We start from the raw sequence: 22,780 nt of genomic DNA, 5'->3' as shown, positions 1-22,780 counted from the left end.
TGGGGGCGGTGGTGGGGGCGGCAGCAGACCGCCGTCACCGATCCAGATCGCGGCGATGGCGACGGCGAGTGCCGCGGCGAAGGCGATCCAACCACCACCGACGGCACTCCTCGCCGTGGCCAGCGTGACCACCTTGCGTCCGTGAATCATCGGCAGGATCAAGTTGTCGCGACGCCAAAAGGTGTAGAAGAGCACCGCGACAATGTGCAGAGCGATGAGTGCTCCGATCAGCCAGATATTCTGACGGTGCAGTCCGGTGAGCCAGTCACTCGTACTCTTGGTCACCAGGGTGTAGAGCGGTCCACGGAAGGCGATGTCATCGTTGGTGAAGAGGCCACTGATGACTTGAAAACTCACGACGATCAGGAGGGCCAGCACGGACAGGGCGGCGAGTGGGCTGTGCCCAACGCCCTGCCAGCGACCGCGCAGATAGTCGAGAATCGCCCGCGGTCCGCGCACGAATTGGCTGAAGCGCGCATAGGTCGAACCGAAGAGTCCCCACGCGAGACGGAACGCCAGCAATCCGAGGATCCACAGGCCGATCCGGCCATGCCAGACCATGAGCTGGCCGCCTTGCAAGCCGGTCACGAAGGCCGCGGCGATGAGCACGGCCAGGAGCCAGTGAAAGAGGCGGGTGGGGAGATCCCATACCAAAATTCGGCGATGATCCATCGGGCAGTCTCCTAGTGTGGCAAGGTCTGAGTTGGGGCAAGGCCGACCCCTGTCCATCCGTTGTGAAGGAGCGGATCCACGCGAACTATAGGCGGTTCGTTGCGCGGATTCCAACAGCCGGCGGAACAAGACGCCGGTCTGGCTAAGGCAGCGGAAGCGGTGTTGCCAGCAATACAGACGCCGCGCCCAAATCATTGCATCTGTCGATTCTGATGATTGACAAATCTGACTGTTGCTTTCGACCTTCTTTGGGTAAACACGCGGCGCAGATCCATGATTGCCTGACCCGAGGTTGTGGGAGATGTTGGACAACGAGAGCCTGTATGGGGACGAAACCAATGAGCGCGTTCCGCCGATCGTGGGTGGCGAGACACGGAGCGCATCGTCTGATTTGCTGGTGCGTCGCCGGATCGAGCACATGCGCGAACTGAAGCGGCTGCGCGAACTGCTCGATGATCCGGACTTCGATGATTTGAACTAGCTCTGTGTTGTTACCGTGCCGGTCAGCTCAGCGCCTGGCTCCCGCTTCCGTGTCGGGCCCACTGGTTCGTCGAACGATGGCGCATCCTGCAGGAGACGGATGTCGAGCGGTTTGCGTTGGTCGAGATGGACATCACGTTGCGGGAAGGCCATGCCGATTCTCTCGGCGCGGAAGCGGTCGTAGATCTGTTGGTTGAGTTCGGTGATGACGCCCATGCGTCCGTCGAGCGAATCAAGATAGCAACGCAGCGCGATCGTGAGGGCATTGTCGCCAAATCCCTCGAAGCTGATTAAGGGTGCGGGATCGCTGAGCACCCGCTCATGGTGCTCGGCGATCTCGGAGAGGATCGCTAGGGCCTTGCGGGTGTCGCTTCCGTACTCGATTCCGATGGGGATGGTGATGCGATTCTGCTGATCGGTCAGGCTCCAGTTTAACAGACGCCCCGTGATGAACTCCTTGTTTGGAACCAGCAGTTCTTGCTTGTCCCAGTTGCGGATGGTGGTGGCGCGGATCTGAATGTTGGTCACGACCCCGGTGGTGTCGCCGATCGTGACGATGTCTCCGACGCGCACGGGCCGTTCAAATAGGATGATGATGCCGCTGATGAAGTTCGCGACGATTTCCTGGAGACCGAACCCGATCCCAACGCTTAAGGCCGCGACCAACCATTGGACCTGGCCCCAGTTCAATCCCAGGGTGCTGAAGGCCGTCAGGAATGCGACCACGGTGATGCTGTAGCTCGCGAGCGTTTTGATGGCATAACGGCTCCCCGCGGACACCGAGTTCGTTTGCAGCAAGAGGATCTCGATCAGGGCTGGGAGGTTTTTGGCGGCGATCACGGCGGCCATGACGATGACCAACACCAAGCCGAGATCAGCAGCCGTCACGGGCACCATTTGTTCGCTACCCTCGATCAAGGCGCTGTAATGCCAGAGTTCAAAGTGTTCGAGAGCCGAGAGCGCCGGGAGGACATTGGACCAGGTTAACCAGACGCCAAGGACGCCGAGGAAGAAGATCGAGGCATTGAGGAGTCGTCTGGTCTGCTCGTCGAGCGCCGCGAGATCCGGTTCGGGCTCCTCGACCTGGGTCGGTGAGTTGGCTGAAGGCGTGGCCGTCCGTTCCGCTTCGGTTTGTACGCGCCGCGTGGTGGCACGATCGATCGCGGCCTGCAGGGCAAGGCGACGACGGATGATGATCAACCAACGCACGATGACCTGATGCAGGACGATCAAACCGAGTGCCAACCAGGTCTGTTGTACGAGGGATTCGAACAAGATCCCGGCGGTGTAGGTGTAGCCCAGGAGCGCGAGCAGGGCGAGCGAGAGTGGCGCGGTGACGACGAGCGGAAACCACAAGTAGCGCAGTCGATTCAGCCAGCCGTTCGGGTAGTTGGCGAGCAACTGCTGGAAGACTCCGGTCTTCGGGCTGAGCAAGCGCGCGAAGAAGACTGAAAAACCAATCATGGTTGCGACCAGCGCGAGCCGTCCGAGACTGTTGGTGACGTCGGGGTCACTGTCCCGATAGACGACGATGGCGGTCAGTGCGACCGGCAGCAGATAGACACTGATCCAGTCGAACTCACGCCGAACCCGTGCTTGGGTTGCTTGGCTCCAGCGAAAATGGCGCTCGGCGACGCCCCCGCGGATACAGAGCGATCGGAAGGTCCGCACATAGAAGAGTCCGAACGAAATCGCGATCAGCCCCACGCCCAGTGCCCGCGTGAAGGTCGTCGCCTGGGTCGACCCCGAGAGATTGATGCCAAGGACGAGAATCAGCAACGGGAGCGGCGCGGCAAACAACAGTGTGAGTCCGATCGCACGGAGAGTATGGCCGAGACTGTCCGTGCGGATTCGCCGTAAGGGTTCCGCGGTCGCACGGATCGCTGCTAACAGGGCGGGGAGCTTCCAGACCAACATCAGGATGACCGCGAGTGCCAGCCACAAGAGTGGTGCATGCTGCAATTGGTAAAGCAGGACGGAGATCGTTTCGACGCCGTGACGATGGTCGAGGAGCCAGGCCGTCGCCGCCGGGAGGCTGGCGAGGGTCGCCATGCTGACCGGAAGAGCGCTGCGCACCCAGAGGAGGCTACTGGCAAGAAAGTCCTCGTAGCTCTCGACGATCCGAATCAACTGATCGGCGCTGTAGTTGAGTTCACCCAACTGGCGCACCGACTCTTCTCCGACGACGAGCGCTTGGTCGATCAGTCGCAGTCGCTGTTGGAGCGTCTCGCGCAGTTGCGTGCGCAGTTCCTCGTTGGATTGGTCGGTGTCTTTGTCTTGCGCGACCAGGTCATTGACATAGGCGTCAAGGTCGCCGAGGCGCCGTTGATCCTCGCGATAACGGATCAGGCGCAGGGTGATCTCCGCGATCTCGTCTTCATTTGCCTGGATCGCGCGGCGATACGAGCGGAGATCCGGGAGCTGCTCGCGCCGTTCGACGAGGACCTGGCCGAGTGCCCGGCTGATTCCAGCGGCTTCCACGCGCTGTTGCGAGGACTTGAAATCCGCATCAATTCGTTTGGTGAGGGTCTCGAGTTCCTCGCTCTGGGTATCGAGGATTTCGAGCCGTTCGGTCAGGTCACGCGTCGAAGCCGAGATCTCGGCGTTTTCCTTGGTGGCGGCCTGGACCAACGCATGCTTGCCGGTCGCGTCACGTTGTGCCTGTTCGGATTCACGTTGCGCCGTCTCCGCTTCGGCGCGCCGCCGTTGTCCTTGGAGGTCTTCGAGCCGTTGTTGTTGTGCGCGTAACAGCTCCCAGCTCTGACGCGCTTCATCGCGTTGCGCGCGATGCAAGGCCTCGCGTGCCTGTTGACTGAGCAACTCTTGCTCGAGCATGCGGGTCTCGGCCGCGATGGCGGAGCGGCGACTTTCGAGCACCCAGCGGCGTGCCTCGATCGGGTCGGCTTGCGTCCCGGGCGCCGGCGGTTGGCGCAAATCGTTCTCGGTCTGTTCGCTCGCGATCTTCAGCTCCGCCAGGCGTGTCCGGATCTCGCCGGGTCGGCGCATGCTGTTCTCAATGAGCGCATCGAGTGCGGCGGCGCGCGTCTCCTCGATCGCGGCATCCGCGGAGACCGTGCTTAGACGGTTGTTGAGGTCATCGGGAGCGAGGTCATCCGGGATGGCGGCGGCGACGTCCGCTGGAGATTCGCGCCGCTGCTCGAGCCGCTCCAGGATCGCGCGGGTCTCGGCGGGCGCACTCGTCAGGGTGTGGGCAAGCTCAGCGGTCTTGCCGTTGAAGGTCCTAGCGATCTCGATGTTTGCCAAGGCTTGTCGATATTGTTCGATCAGGGCGGTTTGGCTCGCCTCATCGAGCGTCGGGTCGGCACTCACCTCGGCTAATTTGGCCTGAATTTGCGGCACCATGGTCAGGGTGGTGTCGCGTTCTTCGGCACCGGGCGCGATGGACTCACTGGCATCCTGCGCCGGCGACAATGGCGCGGTCAGGAGCATGAGGAGTCCAAGGATGAGACGCCAGTTGGGTGTCACATCAGGCGCAACAGACTGCTGAACGTATAAGAATGAGCGTTGGGGCGACATGGTGATAGCATCATGGTCAGAGAGCGAGAGGACAGGAGGCTCGCGAACATCCAATTGGGAACCGCCAGGGCGATCGGGTTGTGCTGTCTTGGTTCGGGAGACTCCCACTGGCGCTGTTGGTGCGGCACGCGTCGCAACGGCTCGGCCGTCTCCGTCTCGACCTCCATCCCAGCGCGCGAGTCATCCCGATCAGATCGTCTTGATAAAGACCTTGGAATTGCGCTGAAAGTTGTAGAGCGTTTGCCGTTGCATGGGTAAGGCGTCGATCGATGCCGGTTCGAAACCGCGCTCGCGGAACCAGTGCGCGGTTTGCGTCGTGAGGACGAACAAGCGGGCGATCCCCATCGTTCGAGCGACGTCCTCCATGTGCGCAAGCAGCCGGTCACCGCGGCCACCCGCACGATAATCAGGATGCACGGCCAGGCAAGCCAACTCGGCCATTCCCTCGCTCGGGTCGGGATAGAGTGCCGCGCAGGCGGTGATCAGGCCATCGCGTTCGGTGAGGACGAAGCGGTCGATCTCCGTCTCCAAACGCTCGCGGGAACGCCGCACCAAAATGCCATGCTGTTCGAGCGGATGCAGTAACTCGAGGATACCGGTGACGTCGTCGATGCGTGCTGGGCGCAGATCCTCGTAGGGTTCCGACGAGATCAGAGTCCCGCTTCCGTCGGGCGTGAAGAGTTCTCGCAGCAATGCCCCACTGCGTTGTCTGGGCACCAAGTGCACGCGGCGGATGCCGTTGCGGCAGGCCTCGGCACCGGCGCGCAGACACTGGGCGAGTTCCTCGCTGATACCGATGGTGTTTGCGAGTTGTGCTTCGACATCCCGGACTAAGAGGTTCGAGCCCAGTAGCGCCGGTTCACCAGCATCGGGTTTGGCAACCGTCAGCGGTTGTTCGACGAGGAAGATCAGTTTCTCGGCGCCGAGGGCGACCGCGGCACTGCGGGCGACGTCGGCCGCGCTGAGGTTGAAGACCTCGCCCGTCGGTGAGTAGCCGAGCGGTGGCATGAGGGCGACGGCGCCCTGGTCGAGGACGGCCCGGAGCATTGGGCGGTCGACACGCCGTACGGCGCCAGTATGCGCGTAGTCGACCCCGTCGAGCACGCCCAGAGGCCGCGCCGTGATGAAATTTCCGGAGACGACCGGGATGCGCACCCCTGCCATGGGGGAGTTGGCTAATCCGAGCGAGAGGAGTGCCTCAATCTCGACCCGAACCACGCCCGCGGCTTCTTTCACACAGGCTAAGGCGGTGCGGTCCGTAACCCGCAGGCCGTTGACGTAACGCAGTTGCGCGCCGCGTGCGGCGAGGCGGGTCTCGATCTGGGGACGCGCTCCATGCACCAGGACGAGACGGATCCCGAGCCCATGCAGGAGCGCAACATCATGGACCAGCTCCGGGAATTCGGGGTCGGCGACGGCCTCGCCCCCGAAGGCGATGACGAAGGTTCGACCACGGTGTGCGTGGATATACGGCGTCGCCAGGCGGATCCAATCGACGAAGGGATCGCGCGGGGCAGTAGCCTCCTGTGCCGTGGTGGATGGGGAACGCGGATGTGAGGTCATGGATGGGTCGCGCAGCACGCGCTTACTGTTGCCGTTGCTCTATTCGATGCCGAGTTTTGCGAGACGATAACGCAATGACCGCAACGTCATACCAAGCTGTTTAGCGGCCGCGGTCCGGTTCCAATGAGTCTTCTCAAGGGCATCGAGGATGACCTTGCGCTCGATCTCGCCCAAATAGTCCTCAAGCGGAACCGTCTCCTGCGGATCGTCGTCAGGAGGTGACGTCGCCGGGGGGGCGGTCACGGGCAGATAGAGGTCTTCGACCCCAATGGCCGTTTCTTCACAGAGGGCGGTCGCGCGCTCAAGGATATTTTCAAGCTCCCGGACATTGCCGGGAAAATCGTAATCCATCAAGGCTTGCCGCGCGGCGGTCGTGAGCCGCCATTGCGGCACATGGTCTGGATCCGGTGCCAGCCGCGCGAGGATGCGCTCGGCAAACAAGGGGATATCCTCAGGGTGTTCGCGCAGGGCGGGCATGCGCAGTTCGATGACATTGATGCGGTAGAACAGGTCTTGGCGGAACGTCCCCTTGTCGACCGCCAGTGCGAGGTCGCGATGACTGGCGCTGATGATGCGTACATTCACCGACGTTTCTTGCTGGGCGCCGACCGGACGCACGGTTTTTTCTTGAATGGCGCGCAAGAGTTTGACTTGCGTCGCCAACGGCAACTCGGCGACCTCGTCGAGAAACAGGGTGCCCCCGCAGGCGGCTTGGAACAGACCGTCTTTGTCACTCACCGCGCCGGTGAAGCTGCCCTTCTTGTGGCCAAAGAGTTCGCTTTCGACCAGATCCTGAGGAATCGCACCACAGTTGACGGCGACGAAGGGAAACGCGCTGCGTGGCCCTTGTGCGTGGATCATGCGCGCGGCCAACTCCTTGCCGGTCCCACTCTCCCCGGTGATGAAGACGGGCGCCTGATTGCGGGCGAGTTTCAGGATCAAGCGGCGAATCTGCTGCATGATCGTGGAGGCCCCGATCAACGTGGTCCCAGTCCCAGTAAGATGAGCAGAGGCCAGGTCATCATCCGCGGCCGCTTGGGCGATGCCGCGCAAGCGCAGCGCGGCCTCGACGATCAGGCGGAGCTGTTTGAGATCGACCGGCTTGGCGACGAAATCGAAGGCTCCGGCCTTCATCGCGGCAACCGCTGACTCCATGTTGCCGTGTGCGGTGATCATGGCCACCGGCAGCTGTGGTCGTTGCGCCGCGATGAAGCGAATCAAGTCGACACCATTGCCATCAGGGAGGCTCATGTCGGTCAGGCACAGATCGAAACGGTCTGTCTCGACGAGTTGTTTGGCCTTGGTGAGGTTGTCTGCCGTGGAGACCTGGATGTCCATGCGCCCGAGGGTCATCGACAACAGATCGAGGATGTCACGCTCATCATCGACGACGAGTGCACGCGCCTTGGTCATGACCCTGACTCCGTCTGCGGGAGCGACGCGCGGCAACACCTTGTCAGGCGTCTCACGGGCACCGTTCTCAATGCGTTCCCGGCGTTCACGACGAGCGGGCAACGGCACGGAGCGCGCGGCGGACGTTGGCACGCATGAGGCGTTGAACCCGGGTGCCGATCACCGCGTGCGGCCACCACGCTGCCGGGTCTTCGATGGCGCGGAATGATCATGTTCAATGGGTGGGGGCCGGATTCAAGCGGGCGCCGAATACCAGTCTGAAACGGCTGCCATGGGGTTTGGCAGGCTCGTGGCTCAGGCCGATTCCGTTGGTTTCGGCCAACTCGCGCGCGATGTAGAGTCCAAGGCCCGTGCCGGTCGATTTGGTTGTGAAGAAGGGATTGAAGATGTCCTGCACGATGGCCTCGTCGATGCCCGGGCCCTCATCGCTGACTTCGATCACCGGGAGAGGGTGCTGAGCATCGTCGGTCTGTGTGAGCCGAATCTGAATCCGTGCGGGTTGGTCCTCGGTGTCGCCGTGAACGAGGGCATTTTCGCAGAGATTGGCGAGGATCTGCTGGAGATGCCGTGCATCGACCTCGACCCATTCGGGTCGTACCTCGATCGTGAGTGTACAACGGTTTTCCGCCAGTCGGTGGGTCTCGCGAAACTCCTCGACCAGATCGCTCAGCCAGCTTGCGAGGTCGATGGGCGCGGGGTCAATCTGGTTGCGACTGGAGAGTTGCAGGACACTGCGCACGGTCTCGTCGATGCGTGCGCTGTTGCGTCGAATGATGTCCAGCAGGTGCCGATCTTCCTCCGAAAGCTGTTTGTCCTCGGCAAACAATTGACTCGCGTGCGTAATGGCACTCAGCGGATTGCGGATGTTGTGGGCGATGCTCGCGGTCAGGGTGCCGAGCGCAGCCAGTTTGATCTGTTGAGCGATGCGGTCGACCTCTTGGGTGTCCTGCAGGTAGATGAGTGCTCCGGACGCAGGTGTCTCGCCAAGCAGTTTCATGCTGACGCGCAAGGTCCGCGCGCCATGGCGCACCGTCGTGCGATCCTGCTGCACGATGGGCAACTGCTGTGTAAACCAAGCGTGTAGTGATGGTGACATCTGTGCGAGCGGGCGCCCCGGCCGAGCCTTCGTCTGATTCAGCAGCACCAAGGCTGCTTTGTTGGCGAGACGAATGCGCCGTTCGCCATCGACCACCAACACGCCCATGTCGAGATGCTCGATGACATAGGCGTTGAGGGTGGTGAGATTGGCCAGGTCGACGCTATGCCGAGCGACCGTAGCCTCGGCCGCCCGCACACGACGGTAAAGAATGTGCGCCAGCAAGGCAACGGTGAAAAAGAGGACGCCGAGCAAACCCGCTTGAGTGTAGCCCGTTGCCGCTCCGCCGCCATGGAGATTGGCGTACATCTCCGCGGTGAGCACCGCGAGCGTGGCCAGGGCGGCGAACAGCAAGGCGAGGCGACCCTCCATCATGAGCGCGCCGGCAGCAATCGTCACGCCGATCAGCAGTCCCAAACCGCTGGTGATGCCGCCACTGGCGAACATCAGCAAGGTGAAGGCGATGATGTCGAGATAGATCGCGAGGTGAACCTGACTCGCGCGCCCAGGGCGACGCGCGGCGAGTGCGATGCCACTGAGCAGGACGAGCACGCCATAGACCGCCAGGATCAGCCATGCCAGCGGGAGATCGACCGTCTCGGTGAAGACTTCATTGACGAGTGGCGAGAAGAGCAGGAGCAGCCCGCCGAGCAGGACGAGCCTGAAGAGGAACAACCAACGCAGTGCCGACCAGGTCGGATGAAGAGCCGCTGGCCGGGAAGGGTTGCCATGACGCGAAGGCGCCTGTTGCATCAGCGGACCTTGGCGCTCGGGCGCATGATTCATTGTCATTCGAAGCCTGCGATGCGGTGTCGTGCCACGCTCTTGGCGCACTCGCAAACGGCATACGCGATCATGGACATGTGACGCACCTTTGCCAACCATTGGCCGATTAGACCAGAATGTCGAGGTTGCGGCCAAGCAGGGGCACGCGACCTCGAGGGTTCGGTACTGGCGTCATGGCAGGCAGATCATGAATCTACACGAATACCAGGCGAAAGGCCTCTTCCGGGAGTATGGCATCCCGGTTCCGGATGGGCGTGCGGTGCGCAGCGTGGAGGCGGCTACCGATGCCTGCCGCCAACTGGGTGGTGAACGCTGGTTGGTTAAGGCGCAGATCCATGCCGGGGGGCGCGGGAAGGCTGGAGGCGTGGTCATGGCCGAGACCCCAGCCGCAGTCGAGGCCGCGGCCCGGCGTCTCTTGGGTCAGCGTTTGGTGACGGCGCAGACAACGGCAGAGGGGCGACCGGTCGACTGGGTGCTGATCGAACGCCCCATCGCGATCGCCCGCGAGTTCTATTTGGGGCTCCTGCTCGAGCGCGAGACCGAACGGCTGCTCTTCGTCGGTTCGGCCGCTGGCGGCGTGGACATCGAGCGCACCGCCGCTGAGAATCCGGAGCGTTTGGTGCGGGTGCGGCTCCACCCTGCCGTCGGGTTGCAGCCCTACCAGGTGCGCCGACTTGGTTTCGAGCTGGGTCTGAACCAGGATCAACGGACGGCTTTGGGACAGTTGCTGGCGAGTCTCTATCGGCTCTTGATCGACACCGATGCCAGCCTGATCGAGATCAACCCTCTCGTGGTCACGGAGGCCGGGGCCCTGATTGCCTTGGATGCCAAGATCACGCTCGACGACAATGCGCTCTATCGCCACCCGGAGCGACGTCTGCACCAGGATCCGAGCCAAGAGGATCCACGCGAGCTGGCCGCGCAGCAGCATGGTCTGAACTACATTGCGCTCACGGGCAATATTGGCTGTATGGTCAATGGGGCTGGTCTGGCCATGGCCACCATGGATCTCGTGAAATGGCACGGCGGCGCACCGGCGAACTTCCTCGATGTCGGCGGTGGAACCACCGCGGCACGGGTGACCGAGGCCTTCAAACTAATCCTCTCCGAGCGGCAGGTGCGGGCGGTGCTCGTCAATATCTTTGGCGGCATCGTCCGCTGTGACCTGATAGCCGAGGGGCTCATCGAGGCTGTGCGCGAGGCCAGGGTCGCGGTCCCTTTGGTCGTGCGCTTGGAGGGCACGAACGCGCGTGAAGGGCTGAGCATGCTCGCCGAGAGCGGATTGGCCCTCGAGACGGTGGCGAGTCTCGACGAGGCGGCACGGCGTGTCGTCGCGGCGGCCGCGGCGGCATCCGCGACGGTTGATGGGGGTCCATCATGAGCATCTTGGTCGATCGGGAAACACGGGTCATCTGTCAAGGGTTCACGGGTCGTCAAGGCACCTTTCACAGCACGCAAGCGATTGCCTATGGCACCCAACTCGTGGGGGGGGTCACGCCCGGCAAAGGCGGGCAGCGTCATCTCGAGCGCCCGGTCTTCGATACCGTCCATCAAGCCGTCGCCGCGACCGGTGCGGATGCCACCATGATTTATGTGCCGGCGGCGCATGCCGCCGACGCCATACTCGAGGCCGCGGACGCGGGCATTCGGGTCATCGTCTGCATCACCGAGGGCATCCCGACGCTTGACATGCTGCGGGTGAAGGCGGCTCTAGCGACGAGTCCAACAGTGCTGATCGGCCCCAACTGCCCCGGGATCATCACGCCAGGGGGCTGTAAAATCGGCATCATGCCAGGCGAGATCCATCGTCCGGGTCGGGTGGGGATCGTGTCGCGATCGGGAACCCTGACCTACGAAGCCGTCTGGCAAACGACACAAGTCGGGCTTGGCCAGAGCACCTGTGTCGGCATTGGCGGCGACCCGCTGCATGGAATCGACTTCGTGGCCTGTCTCGACCGTTTCGAGGCGGATGCGGAGACCGACGCCATCATTCTGGTCGGTGAGATCGGGGGTGGTGCCGAAGAGGCGGCAGCCGAGGTGATTCGTGAGCGTATCAGCAAGCCCGTCGTCGCCTACATCGCCGGCGTCACCGCGCCGGCGGGCAAGCGGATGGGGCATGCGGGCGCGATCGTCACCGGTGGGCGTGGTACCGCCGAGGGCAAGTACGCGGCGTTGGAGCAAGCCGGCGTGGCGACCGTCCGCTCCCCCGCGGAGATGGGACGACGGCTCGCGGAGCTGCTTGCAACCTGATGCCATCACGGCGCATGCTCGCCGAGCCGAGATCCTTAAGACTGAAGTGTTGAGACGAGAGGGATTCACCGTGGGATGTCGTCTTCGCGTTGCGCAGTTGAATCTCTTGGTCGCGGATGTGACGGGCAATGCCGAGCGGGTGATTGCCGCCGCGGCGCAGGCACGCCAGGATCGGGTCGATCTGCTTGTCTTCCCCGAATTGACCTTGACGGGCTATCCGCCGGAAGACCTGCTGCTGCGCCCTGAGCTGACGCGGCGGGTGGAGCGCGCCGTGGCGCGGATTCGCGCCGAATGCCATGGTGTCACCCTGGTGCTGGGCTACCCGTTGAACGCCGTGGGCGGCCTCTACAATGTCGCTGGGGTGCTGCGTGATGGACAGGTGCTCGGCGAGTATGCCAAACAGCATTTACCGAATTACAGTGTGTTCGACGAGAAACGCTATTTCCAACCGGGAACAGGGCCGTTGGTCCTTGATCATCTCGGCATCAAGATCGGCCTCAGCATCTGCGAGGACATCTGGCAGGAGGAACCGACCCGGCAGGCCGCCGCGGCTGGCGCGCAGCTCCTGATCAGCCTCAATGCCTCGCCCTTCCATGCCGGGAAGCGGCTGTTGCGTGAGGACCTGGTCGCGCGGCGGGCCCGTGAGCAGGCTCTTGGCGTGGTCTATGCCAACCTCGTTGGCGGGCAAGATGAGTTGGTCTTCGATGGGGGGTCCTTCGCGACCGACAGCCGAGGCCACATCAGGGCGCGCGCATCCCTGTTTGCCGAGGACCTGCTGACCCTCGAGGTCGAGGACTTGCTCGCGTCCGCGGCGGGGGATGTGCATCAAGGATTGCCGTTGGCCGCGTCCGGGTCCACCGCGGACGCGCCAGAGGAAGAGGACTTGGCGAGTCTCTATGAGGCGCTGGTCCTGGGGGTGCGCGACTATGTGCGCAAAAACGGCTTCCAGGGCGCGGTACTGGGTCTGTCTGGGGGCATCGATTCGGCCCTGACACTGGCGATCGCCGTCGATGCCCTCGGGGCTGATGTGGTCGAGGGCGTCTTGATGCCGTCGCGCTACACCTCTGACATGAGCAATCAGGATGCGCTCGAAGAGGCCGAGCGGCTCGGTGTGAAGACGCGGTGCATCGGGATCGAGCCGGCCTTCAACGCCTTCCTATCGATGCTTGAGCCGGCGTTCGCGGGTTATCCAGCGGATGTCACAGAGGAAAATATTCAGGCTCGCTGTCGCGGGATCATCTTAATGGCGATGAGTAACAAGACCGGCCGCATCCTCCTCACCACCGGAAATAAGAGTGAAATGGCGGTCGGTTACGCGACCCTCTACGGCGATATGGCCGGTGGTTTCGCACCGATCAAGGACGTCCCGAAACAGCTGGTCTATCGGTTGGCGCATTATCGCAACCGCCGCGCGCCGGTGATCCCCGAGCGCGTACTCACCCGCGCGCCATCCGCGGAATTGCGTCCGGATCAGACGGATCAGGATAGTTTGCCGCCCTATGAGCTTTTGGATCCGATCCTGCGCCTCTACATCGAGGAGGACGAGAGCGTGGAGCAGATCGCCGCGCGCGGCTTTCCGGTTGAGGTCGTGCGGCGGGTGACTCGCATGGTGGATCGTAACGAATACAAGCGACGTCAAGCCCCCCCGGGAGTGCGGATTTCAAACCGGGCTTTCGGTCGCGATCGTCGCTATCCGATCACCAGTGGATTCTAGTCGCCCGTCGCGCCCTTGCGCGCGCAGGCACCGATCCCGCTGCGCCGAGTGGCTGCGGGATCTGCTTTGTTGTTGATCGGGAGGTCTGGCTTTTATACTCACGCGCCGAAGTCGGCGGATTCTGATACTGGAGAGCGTCATGAAAAAGGTTGAAGCAATCATCAAGCCCTTTAAGCTGGACGACGTCCGCGAGGCGCTCTCGGCCGCGGGGATCACCGGGATGACGGCGATCGAGGTCAAGGGGTTCGGGCGCCAAAAGGGTCACACGGAACTCTATCGCGGTGCCGAATACGTCGTCGATTTCCTACCCAAGGTCAAGATCGAATTGGTGCTCGGCGATGACCAGGTCGATGCCTGCATCAGCGCCATCACGACCGCCGCACGCACCGGCAAGATTGGCGACGGTAAGATTTTCGTCTCCGATGTGGTGCATGTGGTGCGGATTCGCACCGGCGAGGAGAACGAAGCCGCGATCTGAGGCCGCTGTCATGATCCCTCACCCCGGCTCCGTCAGGGGTGAGGGCAGGGGTGAGGGGGCGGTTGACAGGCTCAATCAACAGATTGCAGGCCCCATGCCGTGGGACATTGACGGAGAGTGGCCGCGCCGGACGCTCAATTTTCGTCGAGGCTGAGGTAATCCCAGAGTCGCCGTGCCAGACTGACATCCCCGGGCTGCGGTTGATCGGCAATGAAACGCCCGGCTTCGCGATTAAGGTCGAGCACGCGCTGGGCGTCGGCGGCGAGCTCGGGTTTGTCGAGCGCACGATAGGCATCGACCAGGATTTCAAGCGCACTCTCGACCGCACTCGTGCGCTGAAAACGTTCAATCACGTACGTTGCGCGATTGGCTGCCGCGACATAAGCCCCGCGCCGCATATAGTAGCGGGCGACATTGACCTCGTGTTTGGCCAAATTGTTGCGAAGATAGAGCATGCGCTGTCGCGCATCCTCGGAATAGCGACTGTCCGGAAAGCGTTCGACGAGGATCGAAAAATCCACAAAGGCATCGAGCGCTGATCCCGGATCGCGTTGAGAGGGATCGGTCGGGATATAGCGGTCGAGAAATCCCACGCTGCGATTATAATTCACTAAACCTTTGAGATAATAAGCGTAATCAACATAGGGATTTTGCGGATAGAGCTTGATGAAGCGGTCGGCGGCGGCGATCGCGGCCTCCGGTTCATCAGCACGATAGTGGGCATAGGCGATGTCGAGCTGTGATTGCATCGCGTAGCGACCAAAGGGAAACCGTGCCTCAAGCTTCTCGTAGTATTCGATCGCTCTTTGATAGTTGCCCGAATCCAACTCGGAGGACGCCGCGGCGTAGAGTCGTTCCGCGCTCCATCCTTCGGTGAGATCGATCTCCTTGCCGAAGATCCCGCATCCGCTGAGTAGGATGACGAGCACGAGCGCGGGGAGTCGTGATAACGTTCTGCTCATGAATCGGAGATACCTGTTGAATTCGTTGGCGAGTATAACCGAAGGTCGCACGCCTCGCGCGTGCGTCTGCGGACCCGTCCGACTAAGGATGGTGACGTGACCGATCCTCGCCTCAGTGGCGCGGACGGGTTGGGTTGCCCCGCCGTGCCGGCCGCGGAGCGATTTCGCCGCGCGATTCGGGTCGATCCCGGGCTTGCCGCACGACGGCTTGATCACGTCCTCGCGGTGAGCATTCCAGAGATTTCGCGTAGCCGTCTGCAAGCCTGGATCGCGTCGGGTCAGGTGCGGGTCGACGGCTCGCCGCGACGGAGCCGCGATAAGGTTTGGGCAGGCGAGGTCATTGAGTTAGAAGCCCGGATCGAGCCGATTGGAGACTGTCGCCCCGAGTCGATTGCCCTCGATGTGGTCTTTGAAGACGAGCAGATCCTGGTCGTCAACAAACCCGCTGGCCTCGTCGTCCATCCGGCAGCCGGCCATCCGGATGGAACCCTCCAGAATGCCCTGCTCCACCATGCCCCGAACCTGGCGAGCGTGCCACGCGCGGGGATCGTGCATCGCCTGGATCGCGACACGACCGGGTTGCTTGTCGTGGCCAAAACGCTGCATGCTCATTGTTCCCTGGTTGCGCAGTTGCAGGCGCGACGCGTGCACCGGGAATATTGTGCCCTGACGATCGGTGAGGTAGTCGCGGGCGGACGCATCGAGGCACCAATCGGGCGTCATCCGACCCACCGCACACGCATGGCGGTGGTCCGTGACGGGCGCTTTGCGGCCACCCGGTATCGTGTGCTCGAACGATTCAGGGGCCATACACTCCTGGCCGTGGAGCTTGAGACGGGACGCACGCATCAGATCCGCGTCCATCTGACATCGATCCAATTTCCCCTGGTTGGAGACCGGGTTTACGGAGGGCGACCGCGACCGCCGAAACAGGCGTCGCCGGCCCTGGTGTTGGCGCTGCAGACCTTTCCACGGCAAGCGCTCCATGCCATCCGCCTCGGCCTGGAGCATCCGACGCTGGGGACGACGATGACCTGGGAGGTGCCGATGGCCGCGGATTTCGCGGATCTTCTCGGTCTGTTGCGACACGAGTCCGTCACGTGCAGTTGATCGAGCCTGATTGGCCTGCCCCCCCGGGCGTGATCGCGGTTTCAACGACGCGCAGCGGTGGCGTGAGCCGTGGGCCCTATGCGAGCCTGAATCTGGGGACCCATGTGGGGGACGAGCCGGGACGAGTTGCCGTCAACCGCGCCTTGATCCGCGAGCGGCTGCATCTCCCATCCGAGCCCTTGTGGCTCTCACAGATCCATGGCTGTCGGCTGCTTGAGGTGGATCACCCGCATCAGGAGCCTCAACCCGCGACGGCACCTCGGGGTACGTGCGAGGCGGATGGCGCCTACACCCGTGTCCCTGGGGTGGTCTGTGTCGTCTTGACCGCGGATTGTTTGCCCGTCCTCTTGTGCGACGACCTTGGAACCTGCGTGGCGGCCGTGCATGTGGGGTGGCGCGGTCTCGCCGCGGGCATCCTGGAGTCTGCTTGCGCGACCCTCGGGAAGCGTCGTCCCGAACGACTCATTGCCTGGCTCGGTCCCGCGATCGGCCCGGATGCATTCGAGGTCGGGGCCGAGGTCCGGGCGCAATTCGTGACACAGGATCCGGAGGCGACGGAGGCGTTTCGTCCCGGCCGGGCGGGGCGCTTCTTCGCTGATCTTCCCGCGCTCGCGCGTCAGCGTCTGCGCCGCTGTGGAGTGCGGGAGATCCATGGTGGTTGTCACTGTACGGTGGCCGCCCCCGCAACCTTTTTTTCATATCGGCGCGACGGGGTCACCGGCCGGATGGCGAGTTTGATCTGGCTCGACCCGCACGGCGCAGCCGCTGATGGAGGCACGCGTCATGCCTGATTGGAGCATGTTGACCTTGGTCGGTGCGGACCGTCCGGGAATCGTTGCGCGGGTCACGCGCGCCCTCTACCTGCACGGCTGCAATCTCGGTGAGGCCTCGATGATCCGCCTAGGCGGTTGCTTCACGATGATGCTGATGGTGAGTGGGGGTGAGCGTCGCGCGGATCTCACCGCGGCATTGCGCCCGATCGCCGAGGAGTTGGGTCTGCGCATCCATCTCGAGCCCGCGCCTGGAGGACTGCACCAACATCTGCTTCCCAATCTCCAAGTCCGGGTTTTTGGCGCTGATCGGGCGGGTCTGGTCGCGGATGTCACGGGCATCCTCGCCGCGCAGGGATTCCATGTCCTGGAACTCGAGTCCGATGTCGCGGGTGATGCCGAACGCCCCCTCTACATCATGAGCATCCAAGGCTTTTGCGAGCGGAGCATCGAGTCGGTGCGCGCCGCGCTCGCCATGCTGAGCGATGATGGGGTGTCGGTCGACGTTGCCTCGGTCGATCTTCTAATTGGTTGAACCATGGCGATCCTCGAGATCCTGACGTTGCCCGATCCGCGTCTTGGCCAGAGTTCGCGTCCAGTGGAGATCTTCGATGCCGCCTTGCGCGACTTCGTGGCGGACCTCGAGGAGACGCGTCGTGCTGGACCGGCCGCGGTGGGGATCGCCGCGCCACAAGTGGGATGCTTCCAGCGCATCGTGATCGTCGATGTCTCCGGTCGGCGCAAGACGCCGAACCATGGCCATCTGATCCTGATCAACCCCGAGATCGTACATTGGGACGGCTTCGCCATCGGGCGTGAGGGGTGTCTCTCCGTTCCCGACTATACCGGGAATGTGATCCGTGCCACGCACATCCAGCTCAAGGCGCAGGATCTCGAGGGCCAGGAGCTCGCTTTCGAGATGGAGGGCTTCGAGGCGCGTGCCGTGCAGCATGAACTCGATCACCTCGACGGTCTCTTGTTCGTCGATCGGGTGGTCAGCCGCCGCACTGACCTGTACCGGCGAAAGGTGTATCAAACGTGACCGCAGCCCCCATGTCTCAGTGGTGACGATGCGCGACGCTTGAACGTCGCAAGCGCGATGCTACTGGCTGATGCCGCGGAGACGAGGACCCGGGCCCCATCGCTGCCGAACCGCGCGTGACCAATGTTGTCTCTGTGCACAGAGATCGAAAGACGAGAATCGACCATGAGACTGCGCACCAAACGCTTCGTTATCGGATTCATTGCACTCTGTGTTGCGACGCTGGCCGGCGCCGCGCCGCGCCAGATCCCACTCTCGGAACTTTTTCCGAGCCCCTCGCAGGAAAAGTCCGCGGTCGTCATTAACCGTGTTCTTGAGCGCTTTCATTATCGCAAAATCACACTCGACAACGCCTTTGCCCAATCGGTGCTCACGAACTACCTGAAGGCACTCGACCCCGCGCGGTCATTCTTCCTTGCTCGTGATATCGACCGCTTCCAGAGCGGCGCAAGACGACTCGAGCAGGGGCTGCGGCGTGGTGAATTGGGTCTGGCCTTCGATGTCTTCCGGGTTTATCGCATGCGCGTCGATGAGCGGGTTGAGCATGCGAAACGACTCCTCGCACAGGATTTCGACTTCGGGATCGACGAGACCTTTGTGCTCGATGCGGAACAAACGCCGTGGGCGAAGGACGGCGCGGAACTCGATGAGCGTTGGCGTCAGCGCGTGAAGAATGATTTTCTGAGTCTGCGCATGGCAGGCAAACCCGATGAGGAGATCCGCGATCGCTTGCGCAAGCGCTACGAGGGCCTAGCCCGCCGAACCCAACAATTCGACGGGGATGATGTGTTCCAGACCTTCATGAACGCCTTCACCCAGACTCTCGAGCCGCATACCAGCTACATGTCGCCGAGTACGTCGGAGAATTTCGACATCAGCATGAAGCTGTCGCTGGAGGGGATCGGCGCCGTGCTGCGGGCGGATAACGACTACACGGTGATCCAAAGTACCGTTCCCGGTGGGCCGGCGCGCGAGTCGGGACAGGTCCAGACGGGAGATCGCATCGTCGGTGTCGCGCAGGGTCTTGAGGGGCCAATCGAGGATGTGGTGGGCTGGCGTCTACAGGATGTGGTCGACAAGATCCGTGGGCCCAAGGGCTCGGTCGTGCGTCTGCAACTGCTCCCGAAATCCGCCGCGATGACCGGGCGCGTCCGCGAGGTGTCGCTGGTGCGCAATGAGATCAAGCTCGAGGATCAGGCAGCGAAAAGCTTTGTGATCGATGACCTCGGCAATGCGCCTGGTCTGCGCATCGGGGTCGTCGAGATCCCCGCCTTTTATCGCGATTTCCAGGCCGAGGGTTCTGGGGACCGGAATTTTCGCAGCACCACCCGAGACGTTCGGCGGTTGATCGATGCACTGGTGATGCAGGGCGTCGACGGCATTCTGATCGATCTGCGGGGGAACGGGGGGGGATCGCTCACCGAAGCGACCTCATTGACCGGGCTCTTCATCGATACCGGCCCGGTGGTCCAGGTTAAGGACTCCACCGGTAAGGTCGAGGTCGAGCGTGACCCCGAACCCGGCTTGGCCTATCGAGGCCCGCTCGCGGTCTTGGTCGATCGTGACAGTGCCTCGGCTTCGGAGATCTTTGCCGGTGCGATTCAAGATTATGGGAGAGGACTCGTGATCGGTGAGCCGACCTTTGGCAAGGGGACGGTTCAAACCCTCATCGACCTGAACCGATATGTACCGGGTGAGCAGAATAACCTCGGTCGTTTACGGTTGACGATGGCGGAATTCTTCCGCATCAGTGGAGGCAGCACCCAGCTCCGTGGGGTCGAGCCGGATATTCGCTTCCCGACAGCGGAGTTCGTCACTGATCATGGCGAGCGCGCCCTCGACAACGCCTTACCCTGGACGCGGATCCGCGCGGCGGACTACAAGAAGGTCGGCTCCATCAGTGTCGAGCTGCTGGCCTTGAAATCAGCGGATCGGGTGTCGCGTGACCCCGGTTTCGCGATGCTGATCGAACGCAATAAGCTGATGCGCGATGTGGAAGCCCAGTCTCAGGTCTCGCTGCGGGAGGATGTGCGTCGCGCGGAGGATGAGCGTCGTGGCAGCGTCTTTAAGCAGCAGCAGGAGAGTTTTCTGCGCACACGCGGCATGGAGCCGATTGATGAAGACGCGGAACAGATCGACGAAGACAAGCTCGACGCGCAGCGTGAGGTGATCGCGCGCATTCAGGTCGACGAGGCCGCGCGCATCCTCGCCGATAGCATCCTGCTCGATCGCACTGATCGTCCGCGCGCCGTCATGCGGGACTGACGCACGAGACCAGACGCCCGCTGATCGGGCTGGTTGGGCGTGCAGTAGCGTCTCGCCCCCAGGCCAGAGGTTCTGCTGAACAACAGACCGCGATCTCAGTCAGGCATCGCGCGACAAGAGAAGCTCCGCTCGTGGCCACCGCCCGAGCGGTCTAGCCATCCTTGCACGCAATGGAACGATGTTCGGTACGTGCCGGGCCGTCCACCCGGCACGCCATGGCTCAGAAAATGGGGATGCTGGCGTAGCCTTGGTTCTGATAGCCGATCTGGGAGACGAAGGTGTTGCCGACGAAATCGATCCCGGGCAATAGGGTTGCGCGTTCCACCCCAAACAGGCGAGCGGCAATCGAGCAGGCCTCCATGCGCACCCCGGGCTTGGCGAGCAGATCCTTAATCTGGGATGCGATCGCCTCGATGTGTTCCTCCTCGTCGAGGGGCACATCCTCGTGCTCGGTCGAGATCAAAGGCAAGGACGGGCCACGGAAGGTGAAGACCATGTCTGGCTCGACCCCTTGACGCTTCAGGTCCTCGTAGGTTTCATCGATGACCTTTAAATAGAGACTGAGTGATCGGGCATTGCCCATATTGATGTCCCAGGCAACCTTGCCGGATGTCACACCCTCCAAGGCCCGGTGATCATCGGGTTTTTCAGCGGCAGTCAATCCCAGCGGGAGACTGAGCAGACAAACGCCAAGCAGGACGCTGGACAGGATGCTGGAGACGGACGGAGTGGTGGGGCGAGACATGTTGTGATCCTCTCGGTCGTGGTTGTGGTGAGGCGCCGGTGTCCAGAGGCGCGCCCGGGCGGTGAGGAGGAGACTGCAAGGGATCGTGCGTGGAGCACCTCATGGCAGCACTCCAGATCCTCGTTTTCTGGTGTTCCGGGTACGCGCGACTCGACGCGTGAGCCTGTGATCGGTATCTTGGTCGGTTGAACCAGCTCGTTTGAACCTCATTCATGCGCCGTTGCGGTAGTGGATGCATGCGCCCCAGTGACGAACAGCCGATCGCAGGAACACACTTTGAATCGACCCCGGATGGATCTCGCAGCGCGCATTGCTCGCCTGAGCTGTGAGGGCGCGACTGAGCAGCTCCAAGGTAATCTCATCGGATTGGAAAAGGAAGGGCTCAGGGCGTCGCCATCGGGACGACTGGCGACCACGGCGCATCCGCGTGCGCTCGGCTCGGCGCTGACACATCCGCATTTGACCACGGATTTTTCCGAGGCGTTACTGGAGTTCATTACCCCCCCAACAGCGTTGGTGGATGAAGCCCTTGCCTTGATGGCGGATCTGCATGCCTACGCCTATCGGCACCTTGGCGAAGAACTGATCTGGCCGACCAGCATGCCCTGCGTGATCGATGGCGGCGCGGGCATTCCGCTGGCCTCGTATGGGAGTTCGAATGCGGCCACCATGAAGACCGTCTACCGGCGCGGGCTGGCGAATCGTTACGGACGCACCATGCAGGTCATTGCCGGGCTGCACTTCAACTTCTCCTTCACCGACGGCTTCTTCGAGCTCTATGGCGCGCTTCAAGGCGTGAAAGAAGCGGATGTCGTCTTTCGCTCTGATGCGCAGATGGGCATGATTCGCAATCTGCAGCGTATTGGGTGGCTCGTGCCCTATCTCTTTGGCGCCTCGCCCGCGGTCTGCGCGAGCTTCGTCGAGGGTCAGGAGACCGATCTGGAGGTCTTCGATCCGCACACGCTCTATTATCCTTTTGCCACCTCCTTGCGGATGGGCGATATCGGTTACCAGAATCAGCAAGAGCAGGGTACGGGAATGAAGGCGAGCTACGATAGCCTCGATTCCTATATTCGGAGCCTGACCTGGGCGATCGAGACTCCTTGTCCACAGTATGAAAAAATCGGCATCAAGGTGGGCGAGCGCTATGAGCAGCTCAATGCGAACGTGCTGCAGATCGAGAACGAGTATTACAGCACGGTGCGCCCAAAACAGATCACCGGCTGGATGGAGCGCCCAACCATGGCGCTGCGCCGGCGCGGGATCCGCTATGTCGAATTGCGCTCACCGGACATCAATATCTTTTCACCCGTGGGCGTGACTGCCGAGCAGATTCGCTTTTTCGAGATCTTGATGCTCCATTGTTTCCTCCTCGACAGTCCTCGCATCGCCGCACGCGAGCGGCGCGAGATCGACGAGAATCAGGTGCTGACGGCACACCATGGACGCGCACCCGGGCTGAGTCTCTGGCGTTCCCGCGCCCAGGTTCCGTTACGAGCCTGGGCGCATGAGATTCTCGACGACATGGTGGGGTGTGCGGAACTGCTCGATGGGGCCTCTTCTGGCCCCTATGGCGAGAGTGTCGCGCGGCAACGGGACAAGGTCCTGGAACCCGAGGCGACGCCGTCTGCCCAGATTCTTGCCCAGATGCGCGCATCGGGGGAGAGCTTTTTTCGCTTTGCCTTGCGGCACGCCATCGCGCATCGGCACACCTTCGAGCAGCATCGAATCGATCCACAACGCGAAGCCCTGCTCGACCACCTGGCGGTCGATTCGCTGGCGCGGCAGGCGGCGATCGAGGCCGCGGATGACCGCGATTTTGACCGTTTTCTGGCCGATTACATGGCGCAGGGGCGCGCCATGGACGAGCCCTCGCTCGGGTGATGGACGTCGTGAT

At 62.5% G+C, this 22,780-nt stretch carries 18 protein-coding genes; 11 read left to right on the top strand and 7 right to left on the bottom strand.

Translation table 11 applies throughout. The annotated features are described in order from the left end of the window. Window positions 1–672: cytochrome b/b6 domain-containing protein (locus CKO25_RS06415; RefSeq protein ID WP_200387082.1), on the bottom strand; the 672-nt coding region annotated here is incomplete at its 3' end. 301 nt (window positions 673–973) lie between these two features. Between CKO25_RS06415 and CKO25_RS06410 the strand changes: the two genes are divergently transcribed. Next, window positions 974–1,153, top strand: coding sequence for a PA3496 family putative envelope integrity protein (locus CKO25_RS06410; protein ID WP_200387081.1), 180 nt, complete (start codon window positions 974–976; stop codon window positions 1,151–1,153). Here the strand turns inward: CKO25_RS06410 and CKO25_RS06405 are convergent. From CKO25_RS06405 to CKO25_RS06390, 4 genes are all read right to left on the bottom strand, one after another. Next, complete coding sequence (locus CKO25_RS06405) at window positions 1,150–4,689, bottom strand: mechanosensitive ion channel domain-containing protein (protein ID WP_200387080.1); 3,540 nt, start codon at window positions 4,687–4,689, stop codon at window positions 1,150–1,152. The two genes, CKO25_RS06410 and CKO25_RS06405, sit on opposite strands and share 4 nt — an antisense overlap. 189 nt (window positions 4,690–4,878) lie before the next feature. Continuing rightward, the gene (argA, locus tag CKO25_RS06400; protein ID WP_200387079.1) at window positions 4,879–6,252 is read right to left on the bottom strand and encodes an amino-acid N-acetyltransferase; all 1,374 of its coding nucleotides are present in this window, start codon (window positions 6,250–6,252) and stop codon (window positions 4,879–4,881) included. 39 nt (window positions 6,253–6,291) lie between these two features. Then, entirely contained in the window at window positions 6,292–7,665 is a 1,374-nt protein-coding gene (locus CKO25_RS06395) for a sigma-54-dependent transcriptional regulator (protein WP_200387078.1), read from the bottom strand. Window positions 7,666–7,879: 214 nt separating this feature from the next. Further along, entirely contained in the window at window positions 7,880–9,553 is a 1,674-nt protein-coding gene (locus tag CKO25_RS06390; protein ID WP_242467451.1) for a sensor histidine kinase, read from the bottom strand. Between the two features lie 181 nt (window positions 9,554–9,734). On the opposite strand from CKO25_RS06390, the gene sucC reads away from it, so the two are divergent. The 4 genes from sucC to CKO25_RS06370 all read left to right on the top strand — a co-directional run bounded on the left by sucC (window position 9,735) and on the right by CKO25_RS06370 (window position 13,989). Further along, on the top strand, window positions 9,735–10,928 hold the full coding sequence (gene sucC / locus CKO25_RS06385) for an ADP-forming succinate--CoA ligase subunit beta (protein WP_200387077.1): 1,194 nt from the start codon (window positions 9,735–9,737) through the stop codon (window positions 10,926–10,928). Continuing rightward, the gene (sucD, locus tag CKO25_RS06380) at window positions 10,925–11,797 is read left to right on the top strand and encodes a succinate--CoA ligase subunit alpha (protein WP_200387076.1); all 873 of its coding nucleotides are present in this window, start codon (window positions 10,925–10,927) and stop codon (window positions 11,795–11,797) included. Before sucC ends, sucD begins: the two co-directional genes overlap by 4 nt. Before the next feature lie 70 nt (window positions 11,798–11,867). After that, window positions 11,868–13,511, top strand: a complete 1,644-nt coding sequence (locus CKO25_RS06375) for an NAD+ synthase (protein ID WP_200387075.1) — start codon at window positions 11,868–11,870, stop codon at window positions 13,509–13,511. A 139-nt stretch (window positions 13,512–13,650) separates the two neighbouring features. Further along, on the top strand, window positions 13,651–13,989 hold the full coding sequence (locus CKO25_RS06370; protein ID WP_200387074.1) for a P-II family nitrogen regulator: 339 nt from the start codon (window positions 13,651–13,653) through the stop codon (window positions 13,987–13,989). A 134-nt stretch (window positions 13,990–14,123) separates the two neighbouring features. On the opposite strand, the gene CKO25_RS06365 is transcribed toward CKO25_RS06370, so the two are convergent. Next, window positions 14,124–14,951, bottom strand: coding sequence for an outer membrane protein assembly factor BamD (locus CKO25_RS06365; RefSeq protein ID WP_200387073.1), 828 nt, complete (start codon window positions 14,949–14,951; stop codon window positions 14,124–14,126). Between the two features lie 144 nt (window positions 14,952–15,095). Here CKO25_RS06365 and rluD point away from each other — a divergent pair, with 144 nt between their 5' ends. From rluD to CKO25_RS06340, 5 genes are all read left to right on the top strand, one after another. Then, window positions 15,096–16,061, top strand: a complete 966-nt coding sequence (rluD, locus tag CKO25_RS06360) for a 23S rRNA pseudouridine(1911/1915/1917) synthase RluD (RefSeq protein WP_371829702.1) — start codon at window positions 15,096–15,098, stop codon at window positions 16,059–16,061. After that, window positions 16,052–16,852 (top strand): peptidoglycan editing factor PgeF, encoded by an 801-nt coding sequence (gene pgeF, locus CKO25_RS06355; protein WP_200387072.1) that lies wholly within the window; start codon window positions 16,052–16,054, stop codon window positions 16,850–16,852. Before rluD ends, pgeF begins: the two co-directional genes overlap by 10 nt. Continuing rightward, window positions 16,845–17,366: a glycine cleavage system transcriptional repressor gene (locus CKO25_RS06350; RefSeq protein ID WP_200387071.1), complete on the top strand. Its 522-nt coding sequence runs from the start codon at window positions 16,845–16,847 to the stop codon at window positions 17,364–17,366. Before pgeF ends, CKO25_RS06350 begins: the two co-directional genes overlap by 8 nt. A 3-nt stretch (window positions 17,367–17,369) precedes the next feature. Further along, complete coding sequence (gene def, locus CKO25_RS06345) at window positions 17,370–17,873, top strand: peptide deformylase (RefSeq protein ID WP_200387070.1); 504 nt, start codon at window positions 17,370–17,372, stop codon at window positions 17,871–17,873. A 165-nt stretch (window positions 17,874–18,038) separates the two neighbouring features. Beyond that, entirely contained in the window at window positions 18,039–20,138 is a 2,100-nt protein-coding gene (locus CKO25_RS06340; RefSeq protein ID WP_200387069.1) for a carboxy terminal-processing peptidase, read from the top strand. A 220-nt stretch (window positions 20,139–20,358) separates the two neighbouring features. Here the strand turns inward: CKO25_RS06340 and CKO25_RS06335 are convergent, their stop codons facing one another. Beyond that, window positions 20,359–20,883, bottom strand: a complete 525-nt coding sequence (locus CKO25_RS06335; RefSeq protein ID WP_242467450.1) for a DsrE family protein — start codon at window positions 20,881–20,883, stop codon at window positions 20,359–20,361. 291 nt (window positions 20,884–21,174) lie between these two features. On the opposite strand from CKO25_RS06335, the gene gshA reads away from it, so the two are divergent. Further along, a complete protein-coding gene (gene gshA, locus CKO25_RS06330) occupies window positions 21,175–22,767 on the top strand; it encodes a glutamate--cysteine ligase (RefSeq protein WP_200387068.1) in 1,593 nt (530 codons plus the stop codon). Window positions 22,768–22,780: the final 13 nt, after the last annotated feature.

Source organism: Thiocapsa imhoffii (genome assembly GCF_016583985.1).
Lineage (GTDB): Bacteria > Pseudomonadota > Gammaproteobacteria > Chromatiales > Chromatiaceae > Thiocapsa > Thiocapsa imhoffii.
The sequence above is the reverse complement of the archived record's forward strand: the minus strand, read 5'-3'. Positions and strand labels throughout refer to the sequence as shown.